Raw genomic sequence first — 20,684 nt, forward strand, 5'->3', positions numbered from 1 at the left:
GTCGGGTATGTCCGGAGGGAGCGCGATGGGAGTCGTCACACCAGGCTTCACCGGACGCGCCCGCGGTGCCAATCCGCGGCTGCCACCAGGGCAGTATCTCGCCGAGGACTTCCCGGTTCTCTCGGCTGGGCCCACCCCCAGAGTGAGCACAGAGCGGTGGGAGTTCGCGGTAGTGACCGAGCGCGGCGAACGCCGCTCATGGTCGTGGCCGGAACTGATGGCGCTGCCGGGCGAGAAGGTCACGGTCGACATCCATTGCGTCACCCAATGGTCCAAACTGGACACTCGTTGGCGCGGCGTCCCAGTGGATGCGCTCGTCGGGGATCTCGAGACGGCCGCTGATTACGTTATGGCGCATTCCTACGGCGGTTACACCACAAACTTTCCCCTCGCGGATGTCCTGGGCGGACAAGCTTGGATCGCCTACGAGTACGGCGGCAAACCGCTCACTCCGGAACACGGCGGCCCGGCTCGGCTCTTGGTGCCGCACCTCTACCTCTGGAAGTCCGCGAAGTGGGTGCGCGAGTTGCGACTCGCGACGAAGGACGATCCAGGCTTCTGGGAAGCGGCCGGCTACCACGACTACGGAGATCCATGGCGGGAACAGCGGTATCAGGGCGACTAGCGTGGCGCGTCGCCCGGCTCGCCGAAGTCCGGCAGGAGACACCGACCGCGCGCACCCTGGTCTTCGACATCCCAGGGTGGCCGGGCCATCTCGCGGGACAGCACGTTGACGTTCGCCTCACCGCAACTGACGGCTACACGGCACAACGCAGCTACTCGCTCGCTGCACCGGCGAACGGAGACCGGATCGAACTGACCGTGCAACGAGTAGCCGACGGTGAAGTGTCCGAACATCTCACCGGCCCGTACTCGATCGGTGACCCGGTTGAAATCCGCGGCCCGATCGGTGGCTGGTTCGTGTGGCGTCCCACCGACTCAGCACCGGTGCTGCTCGTTGCCGGTGGCGCAGGCATCGTCCCGCTGATGGCGATGATCCGGGCTCGTCGCGAAGCTGGCAGCAAAGCACTGTTCCGGCTGGTCTATTCGCTGCGCACCCCGGCAGAGCTGTACTACGCCGAGGAACTCCGCCGACCTTACGCAGGCTTGGACATCACTTACGTCTACACGCGGGAGCTCCCGGAAGGGCGATCCGGCATTCCGCGGCGCATCGACGTCGCCACATTGAACACCGCTGCGTGGCCAGCTGACTTCGATGCCACCACGTACATTTGCGGACCTACCGGGTTCGTAGAGACCGCCGCGGACATCATGCTCGCGTTAGGACATTCGCTGCAGTCGATTCGGACCGAGCGTTTTGGCCCCAGCCGGGACTGAAGCCGTCCACGAATCAGTGCGCGGTCGGTTTGGCGAGGAGCTCGCGCAGGGTCGCGAGCAGCTCGCGACGGTCTGCGGCACCGAGCTTGCCGCGGATACGGGCCATGTGGTGTTCGACGGTCTTGCCGGAAATGAAGAGTTTGCTACCGGCTTGTTTGTAAGTCAGTCCGTCGACTACTAGGCGGGCGACCTCAAGCTCGCGTTCGCTGAGGGCGCTCAAGCCGGTCGCCGCGCCTGGTGCCGGGGCGGCGGACTCGAGACGTCCAGTCGTGCCTTGGAACTGCCTGGCCGCTTCGAGAAGCTGGACCATCGCCTTGCGGTCAGAGGTGCGAATCGCGGCTTGGCCGGCCAGTCGGGCCGCGTCCCAGCACAGGTCCAGTTCATGAAGTTCCGCGGCTGCTGCGGAGATTTCTCCTGGATCGAACGTCCCACTGAGCACCGCGAGCCAGCACTCAGCGGCGCAGGCGAGCGCGGCCGGGTAGCGGCCGCAGTCAGCGAAGCGGTTCAGCGCTGCCAGTTGCTGTTCGGCGGTGTCGCGGTTTTCCGTGGTGATCGCGGCGTGCAATTCGTGCCAGCACAGCGAGACCGTCCACAAAGGAGGATTACCAAGATGGTCAAGCATCGCGTGCGCGCCTTCTAGCCGACGGAACAGCTTGGCGTGCGCACCGGTCCGAGCGGCTGCGATTGCCAGTTCTCCCAACGGCAGCAACGTGAACAAGTCCACTTGCTGACGCATGGACGCCTGATACGCCCGCTCCCACGACTGCTGCAGCCCGACCAAGTCGCTCGCCCGCCGGGCGAGGCCGAGTTCCAGCGTCGCGAAGAACAGTTCGTCGCGAGCCTCAAGTTTGGTGCCGGCGACGGCGTCGCGGTGTTCCGTCGCGGCGGCGAGATGGCCGCCGGTCATCGCGACCCAGCCGAGCAGCAGCCGGTGCCGGGGCGCAAGCAGATCGCCGCCGACGCTGCTGGCCAGTGCTCGTTCCAGTACCGATTCGGCGAGCGCCAGTTCGCCCGCGTGCAGGCCCGCGAGTGCGGCGAGCGCGGCGGGGCTGTCCGGAAGCGGTGCACCGCCGACCGCCGGTTCGAGCATTGCTGCTGCACCTACGAGGGTCGGCAGCGCCTCTGTTCCGCAGCCGGACACCGATTCCACGATCCCGCTTGCTGTTCGCGCTGCGGCACCGGTGAACAACGTCGGCGCGACTCCCGGCATCGGGACGTTGGCGACAGCTTGACCGTCGGTGGCCTGGCCAGTTCCGACGAGGGCGATCGTGGCGAACGCGTCCACTGCGCCAGGGCCGACCCACCGATAGCTTTCGCCATTTGGTTGGGCCGGCGTGGGGAACGAGGGATGGCCGTTGGGAACGTAAGCGGTCGGTGCAACGGAAGTGTGATCGGCGGCGGCTCCGGCAGCGTCCGCGCGGTGGAGCAGCGCGGAGGCTTGAGAATCTGTCGAGTTGGCGAATGTCCGTTGGGCTGCCGCTTGGTGGCTCGTTACCGCGGCGTTGGGACTTTCGTTGTCTGGTCGGGTGGAGTCAGGGCCGCCGGAGTTGGATAGCGGAGTGGCCGCGTGTTGACGAGACCAGCTGTCCGTGGCTGCGGCCCAGCGGTACAGCTCGGCAGTTCGGGCCAGTTCGCCGCGGTGGGCCAGGACTGTCGCGGCGATCTCGGCACCGGCGGCTCGGGCTTCGGGGTCTTCGCCGGACAGCATGCCGTCGCCTAGACGGAGGGCCGTGTCCAAGTCTCCGGACAGTGCGGCGGCGCGGGCCCAGCCCGTCGTGGTCGCGGCGTCGCGGGCACCAGCTTCGGCTGCGGCTTCGAAGAGTCGGGCGGCGTGCTTTGGGTCGGTGGGGAGTGCTTCGCTCGCGGCGGTTGCGAATGCGGTTGCTGCGGAGGCACCAGAACTGCCCGCATCGAGCAGAGACGTCGCGAGGTCTAATACGGGCAGGCCGCGAGTCAGCTGTGCTTCCACGAGCTGTTGCAACACCGCTAGGCGTCGGGCGGGCGGTCCGTAAGCGCGTACTGCTTCTGCGGCGGCAGGAAGAAGAATGTCTTCGGCGTCGAGGAGGCCGGTAGCGCGGGCGCCGTCGACGACTTCGGGCAGTTCGTCTGGTGTGCGCTCCAGCAATGAACACAGCAGGTCGAGGTTGCGGGCCGCACCGGCTTCGGCGGCGATGAGGTAGCGGAGAACGTCGTCGTCGAGTGCCGCCAGCTCAGCGCGGAAGTCCGCGAGACGGGCAGTTACGACCCGTTCCACGAGACGGGGGACACCGCCGGTGCTGGCGTGCAGGGCGGGGGCGTCCGTGGTGCGACCGGTGAGTTGTTTCGCGAGCTTCCCGACTTCGTCGACGGTCAGCGGCGGCAGCAGCAGGGTTTCGCCGAGGGCCCGCAACGCTTGCGCGCGAGGGTTTGGACGGTGTGCCACCACGAGCGGTCCCTTTTTGGCGGCCGCGAGCATGGTGAGCCTGGTCAGGTCTTCGTCGTCGAGCTGGTCTGCGTCGTCGACGACCGTGGCCTCGACACCTGCTTCGCGGTAGCTGCGATCGAGGGCGCCCAGCAAGGCCGTCTTGCCGTAGCCGCCGGGTGCGACGACCACGAGCCGGACTGGGGCTGCGGGGGCGTCGGCGAGTTGTTCAAGGAGGCGGCGGGCTGCGGGGTGGACGGCGTCGTTGCCGGTTTTCGCCAGCAGTGCGTTCAACAGTGACCTTCACCAGAGGGAGCTGTGGCTGGGTGGGCGCACGAGCTCAGGACAGGGGGACGGGGAGAAACGGGTTCCTTGTCGGCGGTCGCTTCGTGGGACGTGAGGACCGCGATCAGGATCGAGGAGCTGATCGCCAGCACCGCCGCCGCGGCGGCGAGCGGTCGCCATCGACGCAACAGTTTGGCAGCGCCCTCGGGCTCCGGCAGCGTGAATGGAGTGATGTCCACCGGCGGTCGCTCGGGTCTTTCCGGAAGTTCGGGTTCGCGGTCGACTCGCGGCAGCAAGGTGGTTTCGGGCGCGGGGGCTTCCCTTCGCGCGAGAGGCCTCGTCCGCTGACTGGCGAGGATCCCGGCGCCGACGGCCGCTGTATCCGCAGGCTGAGGGCCCGTGAAAAACGGACAGGGCAGACGTACAGGGCGAGTGCCCGGGCCGGGTTCGCCGCAGAACACGATGCCGGCCAGCGACTCGGGGGCGACGTTGGCCGCCTGTGCGAGGCCGAACGCGGTCTTGACTGCGGAACCCGGAGCGACGCCTTCGGTGCTGTTCCGGGCTATCCAGCCGCTGGCGCCCGAGGCGGTCGCCAAGGTGACGGTGACGCCGTCCGGGCCGAACTCGCACACCGCGGCTGTCCGGTCGCCCGCACCGGGTTCCGGAAGGTGGGCGTAGAGCGCGGCGACCGCGCTGGGAACGAGGGTGACCGCGGTGAAACCGGACTCCGCCAGCGACTGGCGGAGGAGTTCGCGCCGGTAACCGCCCCAGTCACCGGGGTGGGTGACGACGAGTTGGCGCGGCGGTCCGCCGGTCTGGCCGGCTGCGACGTCGGCGATGCCTTCGACGAAGACAGTGGTCAGGGACTCCGGGGTGAACGGTTCGCTGCCGATGAACACCGGCACGTCGTCGCCGATGCGGCGGTGGAAGCCGGTGATCAGGCGGGACGGAACGGCGGTGCCGGCTTGCGTGGCCGCGTCGCCGGTGAGCAGGTAACCCTCGTCGTCGAGGAAGAGCGCGGTCGCGGTCGCCGGCGAGTTCTCGCCCAGCCACAACGGCTCGGGATCGTCCCACCGGTCACCGTGCCTGCGACGGAGCGCGGCGTGGGTCCGGGCAGCGCCGAGATCGATGCCGAGCACGTAGGGCACCGCCGCTTCCTCCCTTCGTCGCAGTCGGGGTTCGGCCAAGGGGCGTAACTCACTGAACGGATACGCATCCTCACCCGTTCGGGTCAGACGGGCAAGAGTGGGGTGGGATTTAACCCAACCGGGTTCTGCGTGTCCGATCCCCTAACTCCCTAACGATCTCATATCGACCCCCTAACGGCTGAGCGAGGCGCGACTGGGTGTAAACCCCGATGTGGGCGGGGGTGCCCCGTCCCTACCTTGGGCGCCACGCCCGGCCGGGGAGGGCCGGGCATTCCCCGTAATCACTACAAGTGGAGATCCCCCCATGGATTCGGTGCAGACTCTGCACGACTTCACGCTCACCTTGCTCCAAGACCCGTCCGCGCTCGCCGCTTTCGGCCAGGACCCGCAGGCCGCGCTGGCCGCTGCTGGGCTGGGCGACATCAGCGCCGCCGACGTGAACGAGGTCGCGCCGCTGGTGCTCGACTACGTGCCGGTGGACCACCTGGCCTCGCTCGGGCAACTGCCCCAGGCAGGCGACCTGACCACTGCGCTCGGAGACGGTCCGCAGGGCGCTATCGAACAGCTGCAAGCACTCACCGCTTCGCTCGGCGTCTCGGCCGGTGGTGCTGCGGCATCCGCGGGTTCGCCTGGGCTGCCGGGCCTCGGCGAGCTGCCGGCGGTGCCGGGCGTGGGCGAGCTGCCCGGTCTTGGCGAGCTGCCGGGCGCGGGTGCGCTGCCTGCTGTCGACGACCTTCCTGGCCTCGGCGAACTGCCCGTCGTGAGCGACGTGGCTGGTGCTTCGGCGCTGCCCGCCGCCGGTGAGCTTCCGGGCCTTGGCGAGCTGCCGGCAGTGCCGGGTCTCGGTGAACTTCCGGGCGTCGGCCAGCTCCCTGGTCTCGGCGAGCTGCCGGGTGCCGGTGCTCTTCCGGGCGTCGGTGCGCTGCCTGGTGTCGGCGACGTCGCCAGCGCGGTCCCGGCCGTTCCGGCGCTGCCGGTGGCTGGCGAGCTGCCGTCGGTTCCGGCTGTGCCGGGTGTCCCGGCCGTTCCGGGGCTGCCCTCGGTGCCGGGTCTCGGCGACGTGCAGAACGCTGCCGCGTCCGTCACCGCGCTGGTGCAGAACCCGACCAGTGCACTCGCCCTGGGCAACGACCTGGCCAGCGGCCTGGACTCCAGCGCGGTCGCCCAGGCGAGCGGGCAGGCGGCCACTGCGGCTGACGGTGCCATCTCGCAGGTGCAGCATGTCGGCGGAGAGCTCGCGGCGGCTTCCCCGGTGAACGTCAGCGACCTGCCGGTCGCGAACTCCGCCGCGCAGGTCGCCGACCACGCGACCGAGGCCGGCGGCGGGGTTGCCGGGCACGTCAGCGACGCTGTCGGGACCGTCACCGAGAACGTCGGCAGCCTGAGCAACACGCTCAGCGCCGACGGGCTGAACCACGCGGTGAACGGTGTGACCCAGCAGGCGCACTCGCTCATCTCGCATGGCGAGACCGAGCGTTCCGACGCCGCGACCGAGGCGCACACCGGGACCGACGCTGGTGTCGGCATGGTGCACGACACCGTCTCGACGGTCTCCGATCTCGGGCACCAGGGCCTCGGCCTTGACCTGCACGCCGGTGCGGAGACCTCGCACGGCGGCGGTGAGCTGCACATTTCCCTCTGAGCAAGGGTAATTCGGGGGTGGCTCCGCGGTCTGGGTGCGACCGCGGAGCCACCACCCGGTTCGGATACTCCCCGTACACGGGGGACACTGGTTCGCCGTGACGGCTCCAGCTTGGCTCGAAGTACTCGCCGAGACCACGGATGCCTGCCGGACGCACGGCCGCGAAGACCTGGCGCAACGCCTTCGCCGACGTCAGGACCGGCCGCCGGGGGGCACGCGGGTCGCTGTGCTCGGCTTTCCCAAGCAAGGCAAGGGATACCTGGTCAACGCGGTGCTCAACGCGCCGGTCTGCCCAGTCGGCGACGCGGCGACCCCCGCGGTGCCGATCGAAGTCGGGTACGCGGCCGAACCCGGCGCGACGCTCGTCGGACGTGCCGACGAACGTCTCCCGGTCGAGATCGAGAAGCTGACCGGCGAGGTCGGTGCCCGGCCAGCCGGGTCGCTGCGCCGGGTCGAGGTCGGGGTTCCGCGCGATTTGCTGTCCGCGGGCTTGGTGCTCATCGACACCCCGGCTATCGGTGACCCGAGGTCGCCGCGCACAGCCGCCGCTCTTGACGTTCTCGCGGACGCCGACGCGGTCATTCTTGTCTCCGACGCAGCCGCTCCGCTGGATCAGGCCGAGCTGGCGTTGGCGCATCACATCCGGACGTGGTGTCCGCACGTGGTCATCGCGCTGACCAAGATCGATGTCAGCGCCGGATGGCGCACGGTCGCCGAACAGAACCGGACCGCGCTGTCCGCGGCCGGGATCGACTCGCCGGTGCTGCCGGTGTCGGCGACGGTTCGGTTCGCCGCCGCTCAGGGCGGCGATCAAGACCTCAACGTGCGGTCCGGATTCCCAGAGCTGCTTTCCTGGATCGCGACGCAGGTTTCGCGACCCGCGGAGAGCACGGCCGCGTTGCTCGCGGCGGTGAGTGTGCGCGCGGCGGCGGCCGAACTGGTCGAGACGTTGCGGGCGCGCGCCGAGGCTGCGGGGCAGGAAGCCGGCGTCGACCAGACGACGTTGCTGCAACGTTCGCAACGTCGCGCCGACGAGCTGCGCCGGCGCAACAGTCGCTGGCAGAACCTGCTGGCGGACGAGATCGCCGACCTGCAGTCCGACGCGGAGTACGACCTGCGCGAACGCACCCGGAAGATCGTCGAGACGATCGACGAGACCTTCGACCGCGGGGATCCGGTGAAGGTGTGGGACGAGTTCGGGCCGTGGCTGGACAGCACGCTCGCGGAAGCGGTCGACACGACCTACACGTTCGCGGCCGAACGCGCGGAGTGGATCGCGCAGGCGGTGGCGGTGAGCTTCGGCGCGCAGTACGACCTGCCGGAACTGACCTTGACCGACTCCGGCGCGGACCGGATCGCCGAGGTGCGGCAGCCGCGGATCGAGCGATTCAAGATCGGGCAGAAGGCGTTCACCGGGCTGCGCGGTTCGTACGGTGGCGTGCTGATGTTCGGTCTGGTGACCGGGCTGGCGGGCCTGCCGTTGATCAACCCGGTGTCCATCGGCGCCGGCGTCGCGTTCGCCGCGAAGACGATCAGCGACGAGGGCGGCATGCGGCTGCAACGTCGGCAGGCAGTGGCCAAGATGACCGCGCAACGGCACGTCGACGACGTGTTCCTGCGGTTCAGCAAGGAGTGCCGCGACGCGATCCGGCACGTGCAGCGACGGTTGCGGGACCACTTCACCGATCTTGCGGACAGTCTCGCCGACGAGCTGACAAGGGAACGCGAGATGATCATCGCCGGGTCGGCCGAACGAGAACGGCGCAGTGCGGCGCTGCGGCGGGAGATCGACCGGCTCGCGGGGTTGCACAAGCGGGCTGGGGAGCTGGGGATGCTGGCCAATCGGGCGCCCAAGGAGTTGCCTGCGTGACCTTGGCGTGGCGGGCTTTGGTTCCGCTGGCTCTTCGCGGCTGGACGGATCGGTGATACTGGCCAATCAGGTGCGGAAGAGTTGCCTGCGCGGCTTCGCCTCGGCGGGCTGGGCGCGGGGCGCTTTCGGCGGTGCTGGCGGCTTTCTGCGGGCTGGTGAGGCTGGCCGGTCAGCTGGCTCGCGGAGTGTGCGGTGCTGAGAGGGTTGTCCGCGAGGCCCCGGATGGATGCGCCGTGTTTGGTGGTGCCTTCTTCGGGATTGAGTGGGCTGAGCTTTCGGTGGAGTTCGGTGCTGGCCGGAGGAGGAGGTGGGTCCGGATCGCCGCGTGGCCTCGGGCAGTGGTCCTGAGCGGGTTTCGCATTGTGGGAGCGAATTGGTCTTTGGGGTGTTTTGCTGCAGTGAAGGCGGTTTGGCCCTGGGACAAGTCGCGCGTGGGTGGGATCGGTTAGTGGCGGCGTGCTTCGGCGGGGTTGAATCGCTCCCATCATGGGAGCGGAGCCGGGAGATGCGGCTGCGTGGTGGAAGGTTCGGCCGTCGGGAAAGTGCCGTTATTGGGCGGCTGAGGGTGTTTCGGGAGACGTCTGCGGGTTGATCGTGGTGGGCTTCGGGACTCGGTGAGCGGGGTGTTTGCCGGGTAGTCGAGGATGTTTAGGGCTGTGCCGGGTGAGTCGAGTGAGGAGTGGTGTCGCGCGTGGTTGAGGACGTTCGGGCTCTTCTGGTGGATGCTTGTGCGTACTACCGCGACAGTCCGAGGGCTTCGGCGTTGCTGGGGGAAGCGCTTGACCACCTCGACGAGCCGCTTCGGGTGAGCATTGGAGGAGCTGCGGGGACGGGGAAGTCCACGTTGGCTGCTGCGTTGGGGGATTGGCCGACGCGGGCGTTGCGCGATCTAGAGTTTCTCGATGCGCCGCCTCCGTCGACGCTCACCGACGCATCTGTACGGCTGCTACGCCACCTTGAGCCCGACCAGTTGGCGACGCTGCGTCCGACAACGCCTTCAGCCTTCGCGCGGCAGACGGCCGTTGACACGATCCTTGTGCTTGCGCGCGCGGATGAGACCGGCGCGGGGCGGATTGACGCACTGCTTACCGCGAAGCAGATTGCGCGGCGCGCGTGGCGTGAAGATCCGCTGTGCAGCGGGTTCCAAGGCGTGATCGCCGTGGCGGCGCAGCTTGCGTACGGGGCGCGCGCCTTCACCGACGACGAGTTCGAGCTTCTCGCCGCCTTCGCGGCTGTGCCTCGTGAGGAGTTGGAGCGGTATCTGCTCTCGGTGGATTCATTTACTGATCCGGCGTTTCCGGGGCCGGTGTCAGTCGAGACGCGACGGTCGTTGGTGGTGCGCTTCGGGCTGTTCGGGGTGAAGCTTGCGCTGACGCTGATCCGTACGGGCTGCGATGACCGGGTGAAGCTGTCGACGGAACTGGTGCGGCGCAGCGGTCTTGGCGAGCTTCGCGACACTATTGCAGGTTGTTTCGCCGCGCGTGCAGACGCGTTGCGTGCGCGGACTGCGTTGATTCGGTTGGAGACCGTGTTGAACGCGGAGCCCCGACCGCACAGTGATCGGCTTGCGGCGCGGGTTGAGCGGTTTTCGGCCAGCGCGCATGACTTCCGAGAGTTGCGGCTGATCGCGGACATTCGTGGCGGGCGTACGGCGTTGGCAGGGGAGTCTGCGGAAGAAGCTGCGCGGTTACTGGGGGCAGAGGGAACGGCGTCAGAGGAGCGGCTGGGGCTTGTGGCGGGTACGGATCCGCGCGAGATGTACGAGGCCGGTCTGGACGCGGTGATGCGGTGGCGACATGAGGCGGAGCGGCCGGACCGGGCGTTGGCGGAGCGGGCTGCGGCGCAGGTTGTGGTGCGCAGTGCGGAAGGGTTGCTGGCGCAGTTCGTTTGACCGGGGCAGTCGCCCGGGGCGATCGCCCAGGACGGTTGGTCGAGGCGATTGACGAGGCAATTGTCCGACGTTGACGACCAGTGTGGTTGGCCGGGGCAGTTGGCTGAGACGACTGGCTGGGGCAACTGACCGGGTCGACGACCAGGACGGTCGCCCGGGACGTCCGTCCGGGGTGGTCGCCCAGGACGTTCGACCGAGGCGACTGACCTGGGTTGACGACCAGGACTGCTGACCGACTGGGGCGACTGACCAAGGCAACTGGCCGGGGCGGTCGACCAGGGCAACTGACCGGGGCAACTGACCAGGGCGGTTGACCGGGGCAACTGACCGGGGCAACTGACCGGGGCAACTGACCAGGGCGGTCGACTAGGGCGATCGGCCAGGGCGGTTGGCCGGATCTCGGAAGCTCAGGCGTTGCCCAGCACCCGTCCGATGGTGAGTTCCAGGACTACTCGCTGAGGGTTTTCCCGCGGCTTCCGGTATCGCTGGGCGTAGCGCTCTTCGGCGTCGCGGACGGAAGCAGCGTCGTCGAGGAGGCGGATTCGGCCTTCCAGCGTCGACCAGATCCGGCCCTCGAACTGGCACACCGCGGCGGCCAGCCCAGCGTCGTCGGCGGCGCGGATGAGGCGGGCCTTGTACGAGGTCCCGGAGGCGATCACGCGGGCGATGCCTTGTTCGAAGTCGACCGTCACGCCGACCGCTACTACGTGCGGCGTTCCGTTGGCGCGCACCGTCGTGAGCGACGCGAGCCGCCGTTCGGTCCAGAACTGGCGGAAGCTCTCGTCGAGGGTCATGTCCGCACGCTAGACGAGACATAAATTCAACTGCTTGTTGACCTCTTTAACAACCAGTTGTAGCGTCCCGCGAAACCAACGACGTCCTGGAGGGCCCGCATGTCGTCGCTTCGTTCCCGTGCCTGGCAGGCCGCGCTGCTGGGCGGTCTGCTCGTGTTCGCTGCCGCCTGTGGGGGAGGTTCTGACGGGGCCGGCGGCGGGCAGCGGCAGAAGCCGAGCGCTGTTCCGGACAACACTGCGTTGCTCGGGGCGATCAAGGCCGACCCGCAGCTCGCCGGAGGGTTGCCGCCAGCGGTTGTGCAGGCCAAGACGTTGCGGCTGGCGTCCAATATCCAATCCGCGCCGAACAACTTCTACGCGGCGGACGGCAAGACGCCGATCGGCTACGAAGTCGATCTGGCCAAGGCGGTCGGGGCGAAGCTCGGGGTGACCGTCGCGTACCAGGACCTGGCGTTCGGTTCGCTGATCACGAGCCTGCAGTCCGGCCGCGTCGATCTGACCATGGCGGCGATGAACGACACCAAGGAACGCCAGCAGCAGATCGACTTCGTCGACTACTTCTCGTCCGGCATCACGATCATGATCCGCAAGGGCAACCCGGACGGCATCACCGGGCCGGACACGTTGTGCGGCAAGAACGTGGCAGTCGTACAGGGCACCAGCCACCAGAAGTTCGCCACGGCGCAGAGCGCGAAATGCACTCAGGCGGGCAAGCCCGCCATCACGGTCACCGCGACTGACAGCGACAACCAGAACCAGAATCAGCTGCGCACCGGTCGCGTCGCGGCGATTCTCAACGACCTGCCGAGTGCGGTCTACATCTCGCGCACCGCGGGCGACGGCAAGTTCTTCGAGGTCGTGCCTGGCCAGCCGATCGAGGGCGGGCCGTACGGGATGGGCTTCGCGAAGAACAACTCGAAGCTGCGTGACACCGTCAAGCAAGCGTTGCAGTCGCTCGTCGCCGATGGCACATACGGCAAGATCCTGCAGTCCTGGGGCGTCGAACAGGGTGCGATCAAGGAGGCGGTCGTCAATGGCGGAAGCTGAACCGCTGCCGATCGTCCGGCTGCGGCATTGGGGTCGCTGGGTCAGCGCGGCGGTGATCGTCGCACTCCTGGTACTGCTGGGTTTCGCGCTCGCGCAAGCGCAGATCGAGTGGGGTTCGGTCCCCGACTTCGTGTTCTATCGCGTGATGGCGCTCGGCCTGCTCAACACGGTCGTGCTGGCGGTGATCGCGCAGGCGATCGCGATCGTGCTCGGCATCCTGATCGCGTTGCTGCGGCTCAGCGCCAACCCGGTCGCGAAATGGTTCGCGGCGGCCTACATCTGGCTGTTCCGCGGGCTTCCGGTGCTGTTGCAGATCCTGATTTGGTACAACCTGGCGCTGATCTTCCCGACCGTCTCGATCCCGCTTCCGTTCGGCGGCTACCTCGTCCACGAGCCGACGAACGTGCTGATCAGTGCGTTCACTGCGGCGCTTCTCGGGTTGGCACTGAACGAGAGCGCGTACATGGCGGAGATCGTCCGTGCCGGGCTGACCAGCGTCGACGCCGGGCAGACCGAGGCGGCGAAATCCATCGGCATGACGCCTGGCGCGACGCTGCGCCGGGTCGTGCTGCCGCAGGCGATGCGCGTGATCATCCCGCCGACCGGCAACGACTTCATCAACATGCTCAAGGGCACGTCGATGGCGTCGGTGATCGGCGTGACCGAGCTGATCCACGCGGCCAACAACATCTCGTCCAACAACCTGCTGGTGATGGAGACACTGATCGCCGCGGCGATCTGGTACATGGTCGTGGTGACCGTGGCCGGCGTCGGCCAGCATTACCTTGAACGATCGTTCGGGGCAGCTGACCGGGGTCCGGTCGCGCGGGTCGGGAAGGCGTTCAAGGGGATGCCGCTGGTGAGGGGTGCGCGTGTCTGAGCCGCTGCTGAAAGCTGTCGGGGTCCGCAAGAACTACGGGCACACCGAGGTGCTCAAGGGCATCGACCTGGAAGTCCGCAAAGGACAGGTGGTCTGCCTGCTCGGGCCGTCGGGAGCGGGGAAGAGCACGTTTCTCCGCTGCCTGAACCATCTTGAGCCGATCGACGGCGGCCAGGTCTGGGTGGACGGCGAGCCGATCGGGTTCACACTGCGCGGAGGCAAGCTGTACGAGCTGCGGGAGAAGGACGTCGCCCGGCAGCGCCGGGACATCGGCATGGTCTTCCAGCGGTTCAACCTGTTCGGGCACCGGACGGCGCTGGAAAACGTGATCGAGGGACCGGTGCGAGTGCTCGGCGTCGACCCGGCGCAGGCCCGGAAAGAGGCGCTGGACCTGCTCGACCGGGTCGGGCTCGCGGACCGAGCGGGCGCTTACCCAGGGCAACTGTCCGGCGGGCAGCAGCAGCGGGTCGCGATCGCCCGGTCGCTGGCGATGAAGCCGAAGCTCATGCTGTTCGACGAGCCGACGTCGGCGCTGGACCCGGAGCTGGTCGGGGAGGTGCTCGCGGTGATGGGTACGTTGGCTCGGGAGGGGATGACGATGGTGGTCGTGACGCACGAAATGGCTTTCGCCGCGGAGGCCGCCGACGAGGTGGTGTTCCTCGCCGAGGGCGCGGTGGTCGAAACCGGGCCGCCGGAGCGGGTGCTGAAGTCCCCGGAACACGAGCGGACGCGGCAGTTCCTCGCGCGGGTCCTCTCGTGACCCGCATCCCGCCCCGGTACCTGCTCCAGTTCGACGAGCCCGCGGGCTACCTGGATTTCGCGCGGTTCGGGCCGCCGTCGCACGCCGTGCTCGACACCACCGCGCGGCTGCTGGAGGCGACGACCAAGGCCGGCCCGTCCACTGTGGACGAGCTGATGCGGCAGGAGATCCGGGCGAAAGCAGCGGCCGCGCGGCTCTGCGGCAGCGACACCGACCACACCGTGCTGCTCCCGCACACCAGCCTCGGCCTGTTTCAGGCGGCGTTCAACAGCCACGGCGACGTACTCGTGTCGGCCGCGGAGTTCCCGGCCAACACGTACCCGTGGGCGCGTGCCGAGCAGGCCGGACGTGTGCGGATGCGGCGGCTGGAAGGGGGTTACGTCACCGCCGATCGTCTCGCGGCAGCGCTCACGCCGGAAACCACTGTCGTCTCGGTGAGTGCGGTCGATTTCCGCACTGGCTACCGGGCTGATCTCGCCGCGTTGCGCGAGGTCGCGGGCGATCGGCTGCTGGTGGTCGACGGGATCCAGGGCTTCGGGGTCGTCGAAGCGCCGTGGGAGGTCGCCGACGTGCTCGTGGTCGGCGGGCAGAAGTGGCTGCGCGCGGGCTGGGGCACCGGGTTCGCGGTGCTGTCCGACCGGGCGCTGGCGCGGATGGACCCGATCCTGTCCGGCTGGACCGGCGCGCGCGACTCTGGTTTGTTCGACAACGAGATCCACCCGGCCGACCCGACCGCGGCGAGCTGGTCGATCTCGAACCTCAGTCCGGTCACGTCCGGCGCGTTCGCGGCGGCGCTCGAACTGGTCGAGGAAACCGGCGTAGCGGCGATCGCGGGCCGGATCGACGAACGCGTCGGCGAACTTGAAGAAGTGCTGCGCTCGTTCGGCGCGGAGATCGTGTCGGCGACCGAACGGCGGGCCGGGATTCTTGCGTTTTCGCTGCCGGAGAAGCCTGCCGAGCAGGTCGGAGCGGCGTTGACGGCGGCGGGGATCGCGGCGACGGTGCGCCCGGAACACGTCCGGGTGTCGCCGCACGCGTCGACCCCGGCCGCGGCTGCTGAGCTGGTTCGGGACGCGCTGGAGACTCTGCTGCGGCCTCGCCGGGTCGTGCCGGTCGCGTCGGTCTCGGGCGCCGCGACGCATGAGCTGCTCACCGCGCTGATTCCGGCGGTGGACGGGCTGGCGGCGATGCTCGGGCCGGGCAACGAGGTGCTGTTGCACGACCTGTCGCGGCTGCCGGATTCGATCGTCGCGATCGCGGGGAAGCTCACCGGCCGCTCGGTCGGCGGGCCGATGACGGATCTGCTGCTCGGGCTCGTCCGGCGCGGCACGACGCAGGACCTGACCAACTACCGCACGCACAGTCCGGACGGTCGCGAGATCCGTTCGTCCACGTTGTTTCTGCGCGACGCCGAGGGTACGGCGATCGGGTGCCTGTGCGTGAACAGCGAACTGCCCGCGGCGGCGCAGACGTCGGAGGAACGGCGGGAGGAGACGTTCCTGCCGGACGTCGACAGCCTGCAGCGGTTCCTTGTCGGACGCGCGATCGGGAAGTCCGGGATTCCGGTGGAGCTGATGAAGAAGCGGCACAAGTCGGCGGTGGTCCGGGAGCTGGACGAGGCCGGGTACTTCCTGATCAAGGACGCGGTGGACCATCTGGCGGGGCAACTCGAGGTGACGCGGTACACGATCTACAACTATCTCAACGAGATCCGGGCTGGATGAGCGTCGTCGTTCCGCCGCAGCTGGTGGTGGCGGCGGCGGCGGAACGAGGGTGCCGCGGGCGAGACTTGGCTGCGGGAACCGCCGGAGTTGATCCCGCAGGCCTGCACACGAGGGGAATGTCAGATCGCGGGCTCTCCCCGACATGCGGAGACGGTAGTGGTCCTGCCCGTCAAGCGCGCCGGGGAAGCGGCGGTGCTCAAGATTTCGTTACCTCATTAGACTTGCGCGACGGAATCGGCAATGTTGCAGCACTTCGCCGGTGTCGTGCGGCCTCTGCGGACGGCAGCACGCTGTTGCTCGAACGAACCGGTCCCGCGACGCTGGAAACAGTGCGAGCCGAAGATGCGGCCGAGGTCGCGGGCGAGCTGGCCCGCCGCCTGGCAGTGCCCACGCCGATCGGGACGCGGTCGCTTGCCTCACCTGCCGAGCCATGGCTTGCACAGCTGGAACTGCACGCGCTTGCCGATCCGGCCAGTCGACCAGGCACGTGAGCTGATCACGCATCTCGCGGACGATCAGACGGACACCATGCTGCCCGCCGTCCTCCAATTCGGGAATGTGCGGCGGGCGCAACGAGAACCGTGGTTGGCGATCGACCCGATCAGGTGGCGCGGTCGGTACGGCGGCGTTCGACGCGTTCACGGTCGTGGCGCGAGTGCGCTGCAACGATATCGATGCGTTGATCGCGCGGTTTTCCCGTGCCGCACAGGTAGATCCGGGCACGGCTGCACGATGTTGCCAGGCCCAAGCGGTCAGCGCTTACTTGCACCAGGAGCATGCCGGCGGCGAATGGTTCGACCGCGGCGTACTCCTCGCGCTTATTTCAGGAACTTCGCCACCGCGTCCGCAGCCGCGGTAATCCCACCGTTGACACGGATTTCCGCGCGCAGCTCAGCCAGCCTCGCGGCGACGTCCGGCGAACTGCTGACTCCATCGACGGCTTCGCGCAGCGACTTGGCGGTCACCTGGTCCGCGGGCAGATGCTTGCCGACTCCCAGCGCTTCCAGCTGTGCGGCGTTGCCGAACTGGTCGACAGCCTGCGGGATGGCGACCGTCGGGACGCCGTACCACAGGGATTCCGTGCAGCCGCCCATTCCGGCGTGCGTGATGAAGGCGGACGCGACATCGAGAATCGCTAGCTGCGGCACCGTTTCGTGCACCTCGACCGACTCCGGCAGCGGGCCGAGATCGTCCTTCGAGACGTGCTTGCCGATGGAGAGCACGACGTGCCAGTCCTCGAATTCGGTGATGCAGTGCCGGTAGACGTCCAGTTGGTCGTTGTACGCGGTGCCGAACGACACGAGCAGCACGGGTTTGCCGTCGGACGGCGGCGTCCAGTGCTCCGCTGCGCGCGCCGGGTCGAGACACGGGCCGACGAACTGGACACGGTCCTCCGGGACGCGGTCAGCGTTCGGCTGCATCGCGCGCGGGATCAGCGACAGGATCGGCACCGGTCGCGCGAGCCACGTCCAGGCGTCTTCGGCGACTCCGTTTTCCGCCAGCCACTCGGTGAATGCCCGGTTGTAGTCCACTCCGGACGGTGAGGTGCGGATCGGTTTGAGGACGTCGGCGAGTTCTTCCTCATAGCCGTCCCAGGCGACGTAGGTGGGGGAGAGCTGCACCGCGGGCACGTCGTAGCGGAGGCCGAGCAGCGGCGCGCCGAGGCCGCCGATGTCGTAGAGCAACAGGTCTGGCCGGTCGTGGTCGAAGGTTTCGATCAGCCGCGGGTGGATCGCTGCGGCCTCGTCGAGGAAGACGCGCATCGCTTCGGCCGGGTCCGCCGGCCATTCCGCGTCCGGGCCGAGCGGGAAGATCGTGGGATGCGTGACGACGTCCGCGCCGGTCGCCTCGACCAGTTCGGCGAGCGGTTCGCCGACGACGTAGCTGACCCGGTGTCCGCGCCGTACCAGTTCGCGGATGATCCCCAGCGACGGGTAGATGTGGCTCGGCGCGGAACAGCCGACCACGACGATGTGCTTGCCCATGAGGCGAAAGTGTCCTTTCCGGACGAGATGCGGTCCGGCACGCGAAGCGGGGGCCGCCCGGCGGCGGGCGGCCCGGAAGGTCGTGCCGGGATCAGGACCGGCGGCAGCGGGCGAAGATCGTCATGAACCCGGACGGTAGTGCGGCTGGGCGCCGGGAGCAACCGGATTAGCCGGGCGTCGCCGTCGCAGGCTTTCCGCGGTGAATGACTCGGCATCGCCCACTACTTTTCAACGCAACTGACTTTGTGTTACAAAGTTCAGGACAGCGAAGCACTGGGGGACGGGATGACGGAAGCGTTCAGGCTGACCGGCCTGGTGAAGCAATTCAAGCAGGTCCGCGCGGTCGACGGCGTGTCGGTGGCCGTGCGGCGGGGCGAGGTCGTCGCACTGCTGGGGCCGAACGGCGCGGGCAAGTCGACCACGATCGACATGCTGCTGGGGCTCGCCTCGCCGGACGAGGGAAGCGTGCGGGTGTTCGGCGGCGCGCCTCGGGCGGCGCTCGACTCCGGGCGGCTCGCGGCGATGGTGCAGAACGGGTTCTTGCTGCGGGACGTCACACCGGCCGAGCTGGTCGAGTTGCATCGGTCGATGTTCGAGAATCCGCTGCCGGTCAAGGAGGTTTACGCGCGGGCCGGGATCGGGGAGTTCGCCAAGCGGCGGTGCGGGAAGTTGTCCGGCGGGCAGCTTCAGCGGGTCCGGTACGCGCTCGCGCTCACTGGCGACCCGGAGCTGCTGATTCTCGATGAGCCGACGGCGGCGCTGGACGTCGACGCCCGGCGTGAATTCTGGACGTCGATGCACGAGTTCACGGCGTCCGGGCGGACCGTTCTCTTCGCAACGCATTACCTCGCCGAGGCGGAGGACTATGCGGACCGCGTCGTGTTGATGCGGCACGGGAAGGTCGTCGCGGACGGGGCGGTCGACGAGGTGCGCGCGAACGTGTCTGGGCAAGTGATCAGGGCAGTCGTACAGGGCGCCTGCCCGGAAGCCCTGGCCGCGCTCGACGGGGTCGCCAGTGCACGTGTACAGGGCGATCGTACGGAGCTGGGCTGCACGGACTCCGACCTGGCGATCCGGGCGTTGCTCGCGGCGTTTCCGCAGGCCCGCTCGATCGAGATCACCTCCGCGGGGCTGGAGGAAGCGTTCCTCGCGCTCACCGCCGACGAGCCGCAGGGAGCGCTCCGATGAACCTCGTCTACCTCCGGCTGGAGATTCTGCGCATCGTCCGCAGCCCGCAGTTCGCGCTGTTCACCATCGCGGTCCCGCTTGGCATGTTTCTCCTGTTCGGCGGGTTGTTCGGCGACCAGGTCGGGCCGGACGGCATCAAGGCGAGCGTCACCACGATGATCAACATGGGCGCGTACGGCGCGATGAGCGGCGCGTTGTTCACCGGCACTCGCGTGGCGACCGAGCGGACGGACGGCTGGCAGCGGCAACTGCGGCTCACGCCGATGCGCGGGCCCGGTTATCTCGCGGTGAAGATCGCGTCCTCGATGGCGATGGCGTTGCCGGTGGTTCTGGTGATCTTCGTGGCCGGCGCGTTGCGCGGGGTACAGCTCACCGCGGCACAGTGGCTGCTCAGCGGGGTCTCGTTGTGGCTGGGCGCGTTGCCGTTCGCGGTGCTCGGCCTGCTGCTCGGGTTGTTCGGCAAGGGCGACACGGTCGGCGCGATGACCGGCGCGTTGATGCTGCCGCTCGGCGTGTTCGGCGGGTTGTGGATGCCGCTGTCGATCTTGCCGGAATGGATGTCCGCGCTCGCGCATTTCTTCCCTACGTACTGGCTCGGCCGCGTCGGCACACTCCCGGTGGATCACGCCGGCGGGCTCGGTCTCGCGGTCGGTGTGCTGGCGGCGTGGCTGGTCGTGCCCGCGCTCGTGGTGGTGCGGCGGTTCCGGCTGGGCCCGGTGAAGGTCGCGTGACGTGTTAGCTTCCGTGCTGCATGAGGGGTCAGTACGGGGGAAGGGCGGGCCGGGGTGAACAACGACGCGGGGGACCCCGTCGAGGACGAAGGCGAGCCGCTGTCGGTGGCGGAATCGCTTGAGCTCATCGCCCGGCAGAACGAGCGGACGCGCCGGGAACTGCGAGTCAGCCCGGCGCGTCTGTTCGCCGTCTGGGCCTTCGCCTGGCTGGTCGGCTGGGGGCTCGTCTACCTCTCCGACGACCGGTCGGCGGCGCTGCTGCCCGGCTGGGTCGCGGGCATCGTCGTCGCGGTGCTCATGGTGGGCGCGATCGTGTACTCCGCTTGGCACGGCAGCAAAGGCGGCCGCGGGATTCGCGGGCCGTCGCGGCGGATCGGTGCGATGTACGGGTGGGCGTGGATGATCTCGTTCGCCGGGATGAGCCTGATCGACATCCGGATCACCAAACTCCTCCCCGAGGACTCGGATCTGGTGCCTTTGCTGTGGTCCGGCACGTCACTGCTGCTGACCGGCGCGCTCTACCTCGCGGGCGGGATGCTGTGGCAGGACCTGCGGCAGTACTTCTTCGGCGGCTGGATCATCGTGTGCAGCGGGGCGAGCGTCCTGGTCGGCGTGCCGGGCAACTTCCTCGTCCTCTCGCTCGCGGGCGGCGGCGGATTCGCGGTCGCGGCGCTGGTCTACGTGGTGCGGCCCCGTGATTGAGCTGCCGGAGCTCGACCCCGTCATCCACGCCCAGGCGCGGCTGCGCGTCACGGTCGCCCTCGCCGGGCTCCGTCCGGCCGACCAGATCACCTTCCCCCGGCTGCAGCAGTTGCTGGAGATGACCGCCGGCAATCTCTCGACGCATCTGCGCAAGCTCGAGGACGCCGAGTACGTCGAGATCACCAAGGCTTACGAGCACCGCACACCGGTCACGCTGGTGCGGCTCACGAGCAAGGGCCGCGCCGCGTTCGAGAGCTACACCAAGGCGTTGCAACGGCTCCTGGACGCTGGAACCTGA

General features: G+C 68.5%; 18 protein-coding genes. 14 read left to right on the forward strand and 4 right to left on the reverse strand.

Annotated features, from left to right (window positions below; genetic code table 11):
• Nucleotides 1-25 precede the first annotated feature (25 nt).
• Together A4R44_RS38250 and A4R44_RS38255 are read left to right on the forward strand one after the other, a co-directional pair.
• Nucleotides 26-625, forward strand: a complete 600-nt coding sequence (locus tag A4R44_RS38250; protein ID WP_067592191.1) for a molybdopterin-dependent oxidoreductase — start codon at nucleotides 26-28, stop codon at nucleotides 623-625.
• Nucleotides 595-1,338: a ferredoxin reductase gene (locus A4R44_RS38255; protein WP_067592194.1), complete on the forward strand. Its 744-nt coding sequence runs from the start codon at nucleotides 595-597 to the stop codon at nucleotides 1,336-1,338. The genes A4R44_RS38250 and A4R44_RS38255 overlap by 31 nt, the downstream gene beginning before the upstream one ends.
• 13 nt (nucleotides 1,339-1,351) lie before the next feature.
• On the opposite strand, the gene A4R44_RS38260 is transcribed toward A4R44_RS38255, so the two are convergent.
• Both A4R44_RS38260 and A4R44_RS38265 read right to left on the reverse strand, forming a co-directional pair.
• Nucleotides 1,352-4,033 (reverse strand): helix-turn-helix transcriptional regulator, encoded by a 2,682-nt coding sequence (locus A4R44_RS38260; RefSeq protein WP_198545612.1) that lies wholly within the window; start codon nucleotides 4,031-4,033, stop codon nucleotides 1,352-1,354.
• A complete protein-coding gene (locus tag A4R44_RS38265; RefSeq protein WP_067592197.1) occupies nucleotides 4,030-5,172 on the reverse strand; it encodes a molecular chaperone DnaK in 1,143 nt (380 codons plus the stop codon). The genes A4R44_RS38260 and A4R44_RS38265 overlap by 4 nt, the downstream gene beginning before the upstream one ends.
• A gap of 304 nt (nucleotides 5,173-5,476) precedes the next feature.
• On the opposite strand from A4R44_RS38265, the gene A4R44_RS38270 reads away from it, so the two are divergent.
• From A4R44_RS38270 to A4R44_RS38280, 3 genes are all read left to right on the forward strand, one after another.
• Nucleotides 5,477-6,814 (forward strand): IniB N-terminal domain-containing protein, encoded by a 1,338-nt coding sequence (locus A4R44_RS38270; protein ID WP_198545613.1) that lies wholly within the window; start codon nucleotides 5,477-5,479, stop codon nucleotides 6,812-6,814.
• Between the two features lie 97 nt (nucleotides 6,815-6,911).
• Nucleotides 6,912-8,684 carry a dynamin family protein gene (locus A4R44_RS38275; RefSeq protein WP_067592203.1) on the forward strand — a complete coding sequence of 591 codons (1,773 nt, stop codon included), beginning with the start codon at nucleotides 6,912-6,914 and terminating at the stop codon, nucleotides 8,682-8,684.
• Between the two features lie 691 nt (nucleotides 8,685-9,375).
• On the forward strand, nucleotides 9,376-10,575 hold the full coding sequence (locus tag A4R44_RS38280) for a GTPase (protein ID WP_067592389.1): 1,200 nt from the start codon (nucleotides 9,376-9,378) through the stop codon (nucleotides 10,573-10,575).
• A 407-nt stretch (nucleotides 10,576-10,982) separates the two neighbouring features.
• On the opposite strand, the gene A4R44_RS38285 is transcribed toward A4R44_RS38280, so the two are convergent.
• Nucleotides 10,983-11,369, reverse strand: a complete 387-nt coding sequence (locus tag A4R44_RS38285; RefSeq protein WP_067592206.1) for a pyridoxamine 5'-phosphate oxidase family protein — start codon at nucleotides 11,367-11,369, stop codon at nucleotides 10,983-10,985.
• Nucleotides 11,370-11,468: 99 nt separating this feature from the next.
• Between A4R44_RS38285 and A4R44_RS38290 the strand changes: the two genes are divergently transcribed.
• The 5 genes from A4R44_RS38290 to A4R44_RS48555 all read left to right on the forward strand — a co-directional run bounded on the left by A4R44_RS38290 (nucleotide 11,469) and on the right by A4R44_RS48555 (nucleotide 16,271).
• Entirely contained in the window at nucleotides 11,469-12,416 is a 948-nt protein-coding gene (locus A4R44_RS38290; protein ID WP_067592209.1) for an ABC transporter substrate-binding protein, read from the forward strand.
• Complete coding sequence (locus tag A4R44_RS38295) at nucleotides 12,403-13,296, forward strand: amino acid ABC transporter permease (protein WP_067592212.1); 894 nt, start codon at nucleotides 12,403-12,405, stop codon at nucleotides 13,294-13,296. Before A4R44_RS38290 ends, A4R44_RS38295 begins: the two co-directional genes overlap by 14 nt.
• Nucleotides 13,289-14,056 carry an amino acid ABC transporter ATP-binding protein gene (locus tag A4R44_RS38300; RefSeq protein WP_067592391.1) on the forward strand — a complete coding sequence of 256 codons (768 nt, stop codon included), beginning with the start codon at nucleotides 13,289-13,291 and terminating at the stop codon, nucleotides 14,054-14,056. Before A4R44_RS38295 ends, A4R44_RS38300 begins: the two co-directional genes overlap by 8 nt.
• Nucleotides 14,053-15,780: an aminotransferase class V-fold PLP-dependent enzyme gene (locus tag A4R44_RS38305; protein WP_067592215.1), complete on the forward strand. Its 1,728-nt coding sequence runs from the start codon at nucleotides 14,053-14,055 to the stop codon at nucleotides 15,778-15,780. Before A4R44_RS38300 ends, A4R44_RS38305 begins: the two co-directional genes overlap by 4 nt.
• A gap of 221 nt (nucleotides 15,781-16,001) precedes the next feature.
• A complete protein-coding gene (locus A4R44_RS48555) occupies nucleotides 16,002-16,271 on the forward strand; it encodes a hypothetical protein (RefSeq protein WP_157905106.1) in 270 nt (89 codons plus the stop codon).
• 327 nt (nucleotides 16,272-16,598) lie between these two features.
• Here the strand turns inward: A4R44_RS48555 and A4R44_RS38310 are convergent, their stop codons facing one another.
• Nucleotides 16,599-17,765 (reverse strand): macrolide family glycosyltransferase, encoded by a 1,167-nt coding sequence (locus tag A4R44_RS38310; protein WP_067592218.1) that lies wholly within the window; start codon nucleotides 17,763-17,765, stop codon nucleotides 16,599-16,601.
• Between the two features lie 285 nt (nucleotides 17,766-18,050).
• Between A4R44_RS38310 and A4R44_RS38315 the strand changes: the two genes are divergently transcribed.
• Genes A4R44_RS38315 through A4R44_RS38330 form a run of 4 tightly spaced genes read left to right on the forward strand, consistent with a single transcriptional unit; the run spans nucleotide 18,051 to nucleotide 20,684 of the window.
• Entirely contained in the window at nucleotides 18,051-18,953 is a 903-nt protein-coding gene (locus A4R44_RS38315) for an ABC transporter ATP-binding protein (RefSeq protein WP_067592221.1), read from the forward strand.
• Entirely contained in the window at nucleotides 18,950-19,684 is a 735-nt protein-coding gene (locus A4R44_RS38320; RefSeq protein ID WP_067592223.1) for an ABC transporter permease, read from the forward strand. The genes A4R44_RS38315 and A4R44_RS38320 overlap by 4 nt, the downstream gene beginning before the upstream one ends.
• Nucleotides 19,685-19,738: 54 nt before the next feature.
• Nucleotides 19,739-20,386 (forward strand): hypothetical protein, encoded by a 648-nt coding sequence (locus A4R44_RS38325; protein WP_067592226.1) that lies wholly within the window; start codon nucleotides 19,739-19,741, stop codon nucleotides 20,384-20,386.
• Nucleotides 20,379-20,684 carry a transcriptional regulator gene (locus tag A4R44_RS38330; RefSeq protein ID WP_067592229.1) on the forward strand — a complete coding sequence of 102 codons (306 nt, stop codon included), beginning with the start codon at nucleotides 20,379-20,381 and terminating at the stop codon, nucleotides 20,682-20,684. The genes A4R44_RS38325 and A4R44_RS38330 overlap by 8 nt, the downstream gene beginning before the upstream one ends.

Source organism: Amycolatopsis sp. M39 (assembly GCF_001651785.1).
In the GTDB taxonomy this organism is placed as follows: Bacteria; Actinomycetota; Actinomycetes; order Mycobacteriales; family Pseudonocardiaceae; genus Amycolatopsis; species Amycolatopsis rubida.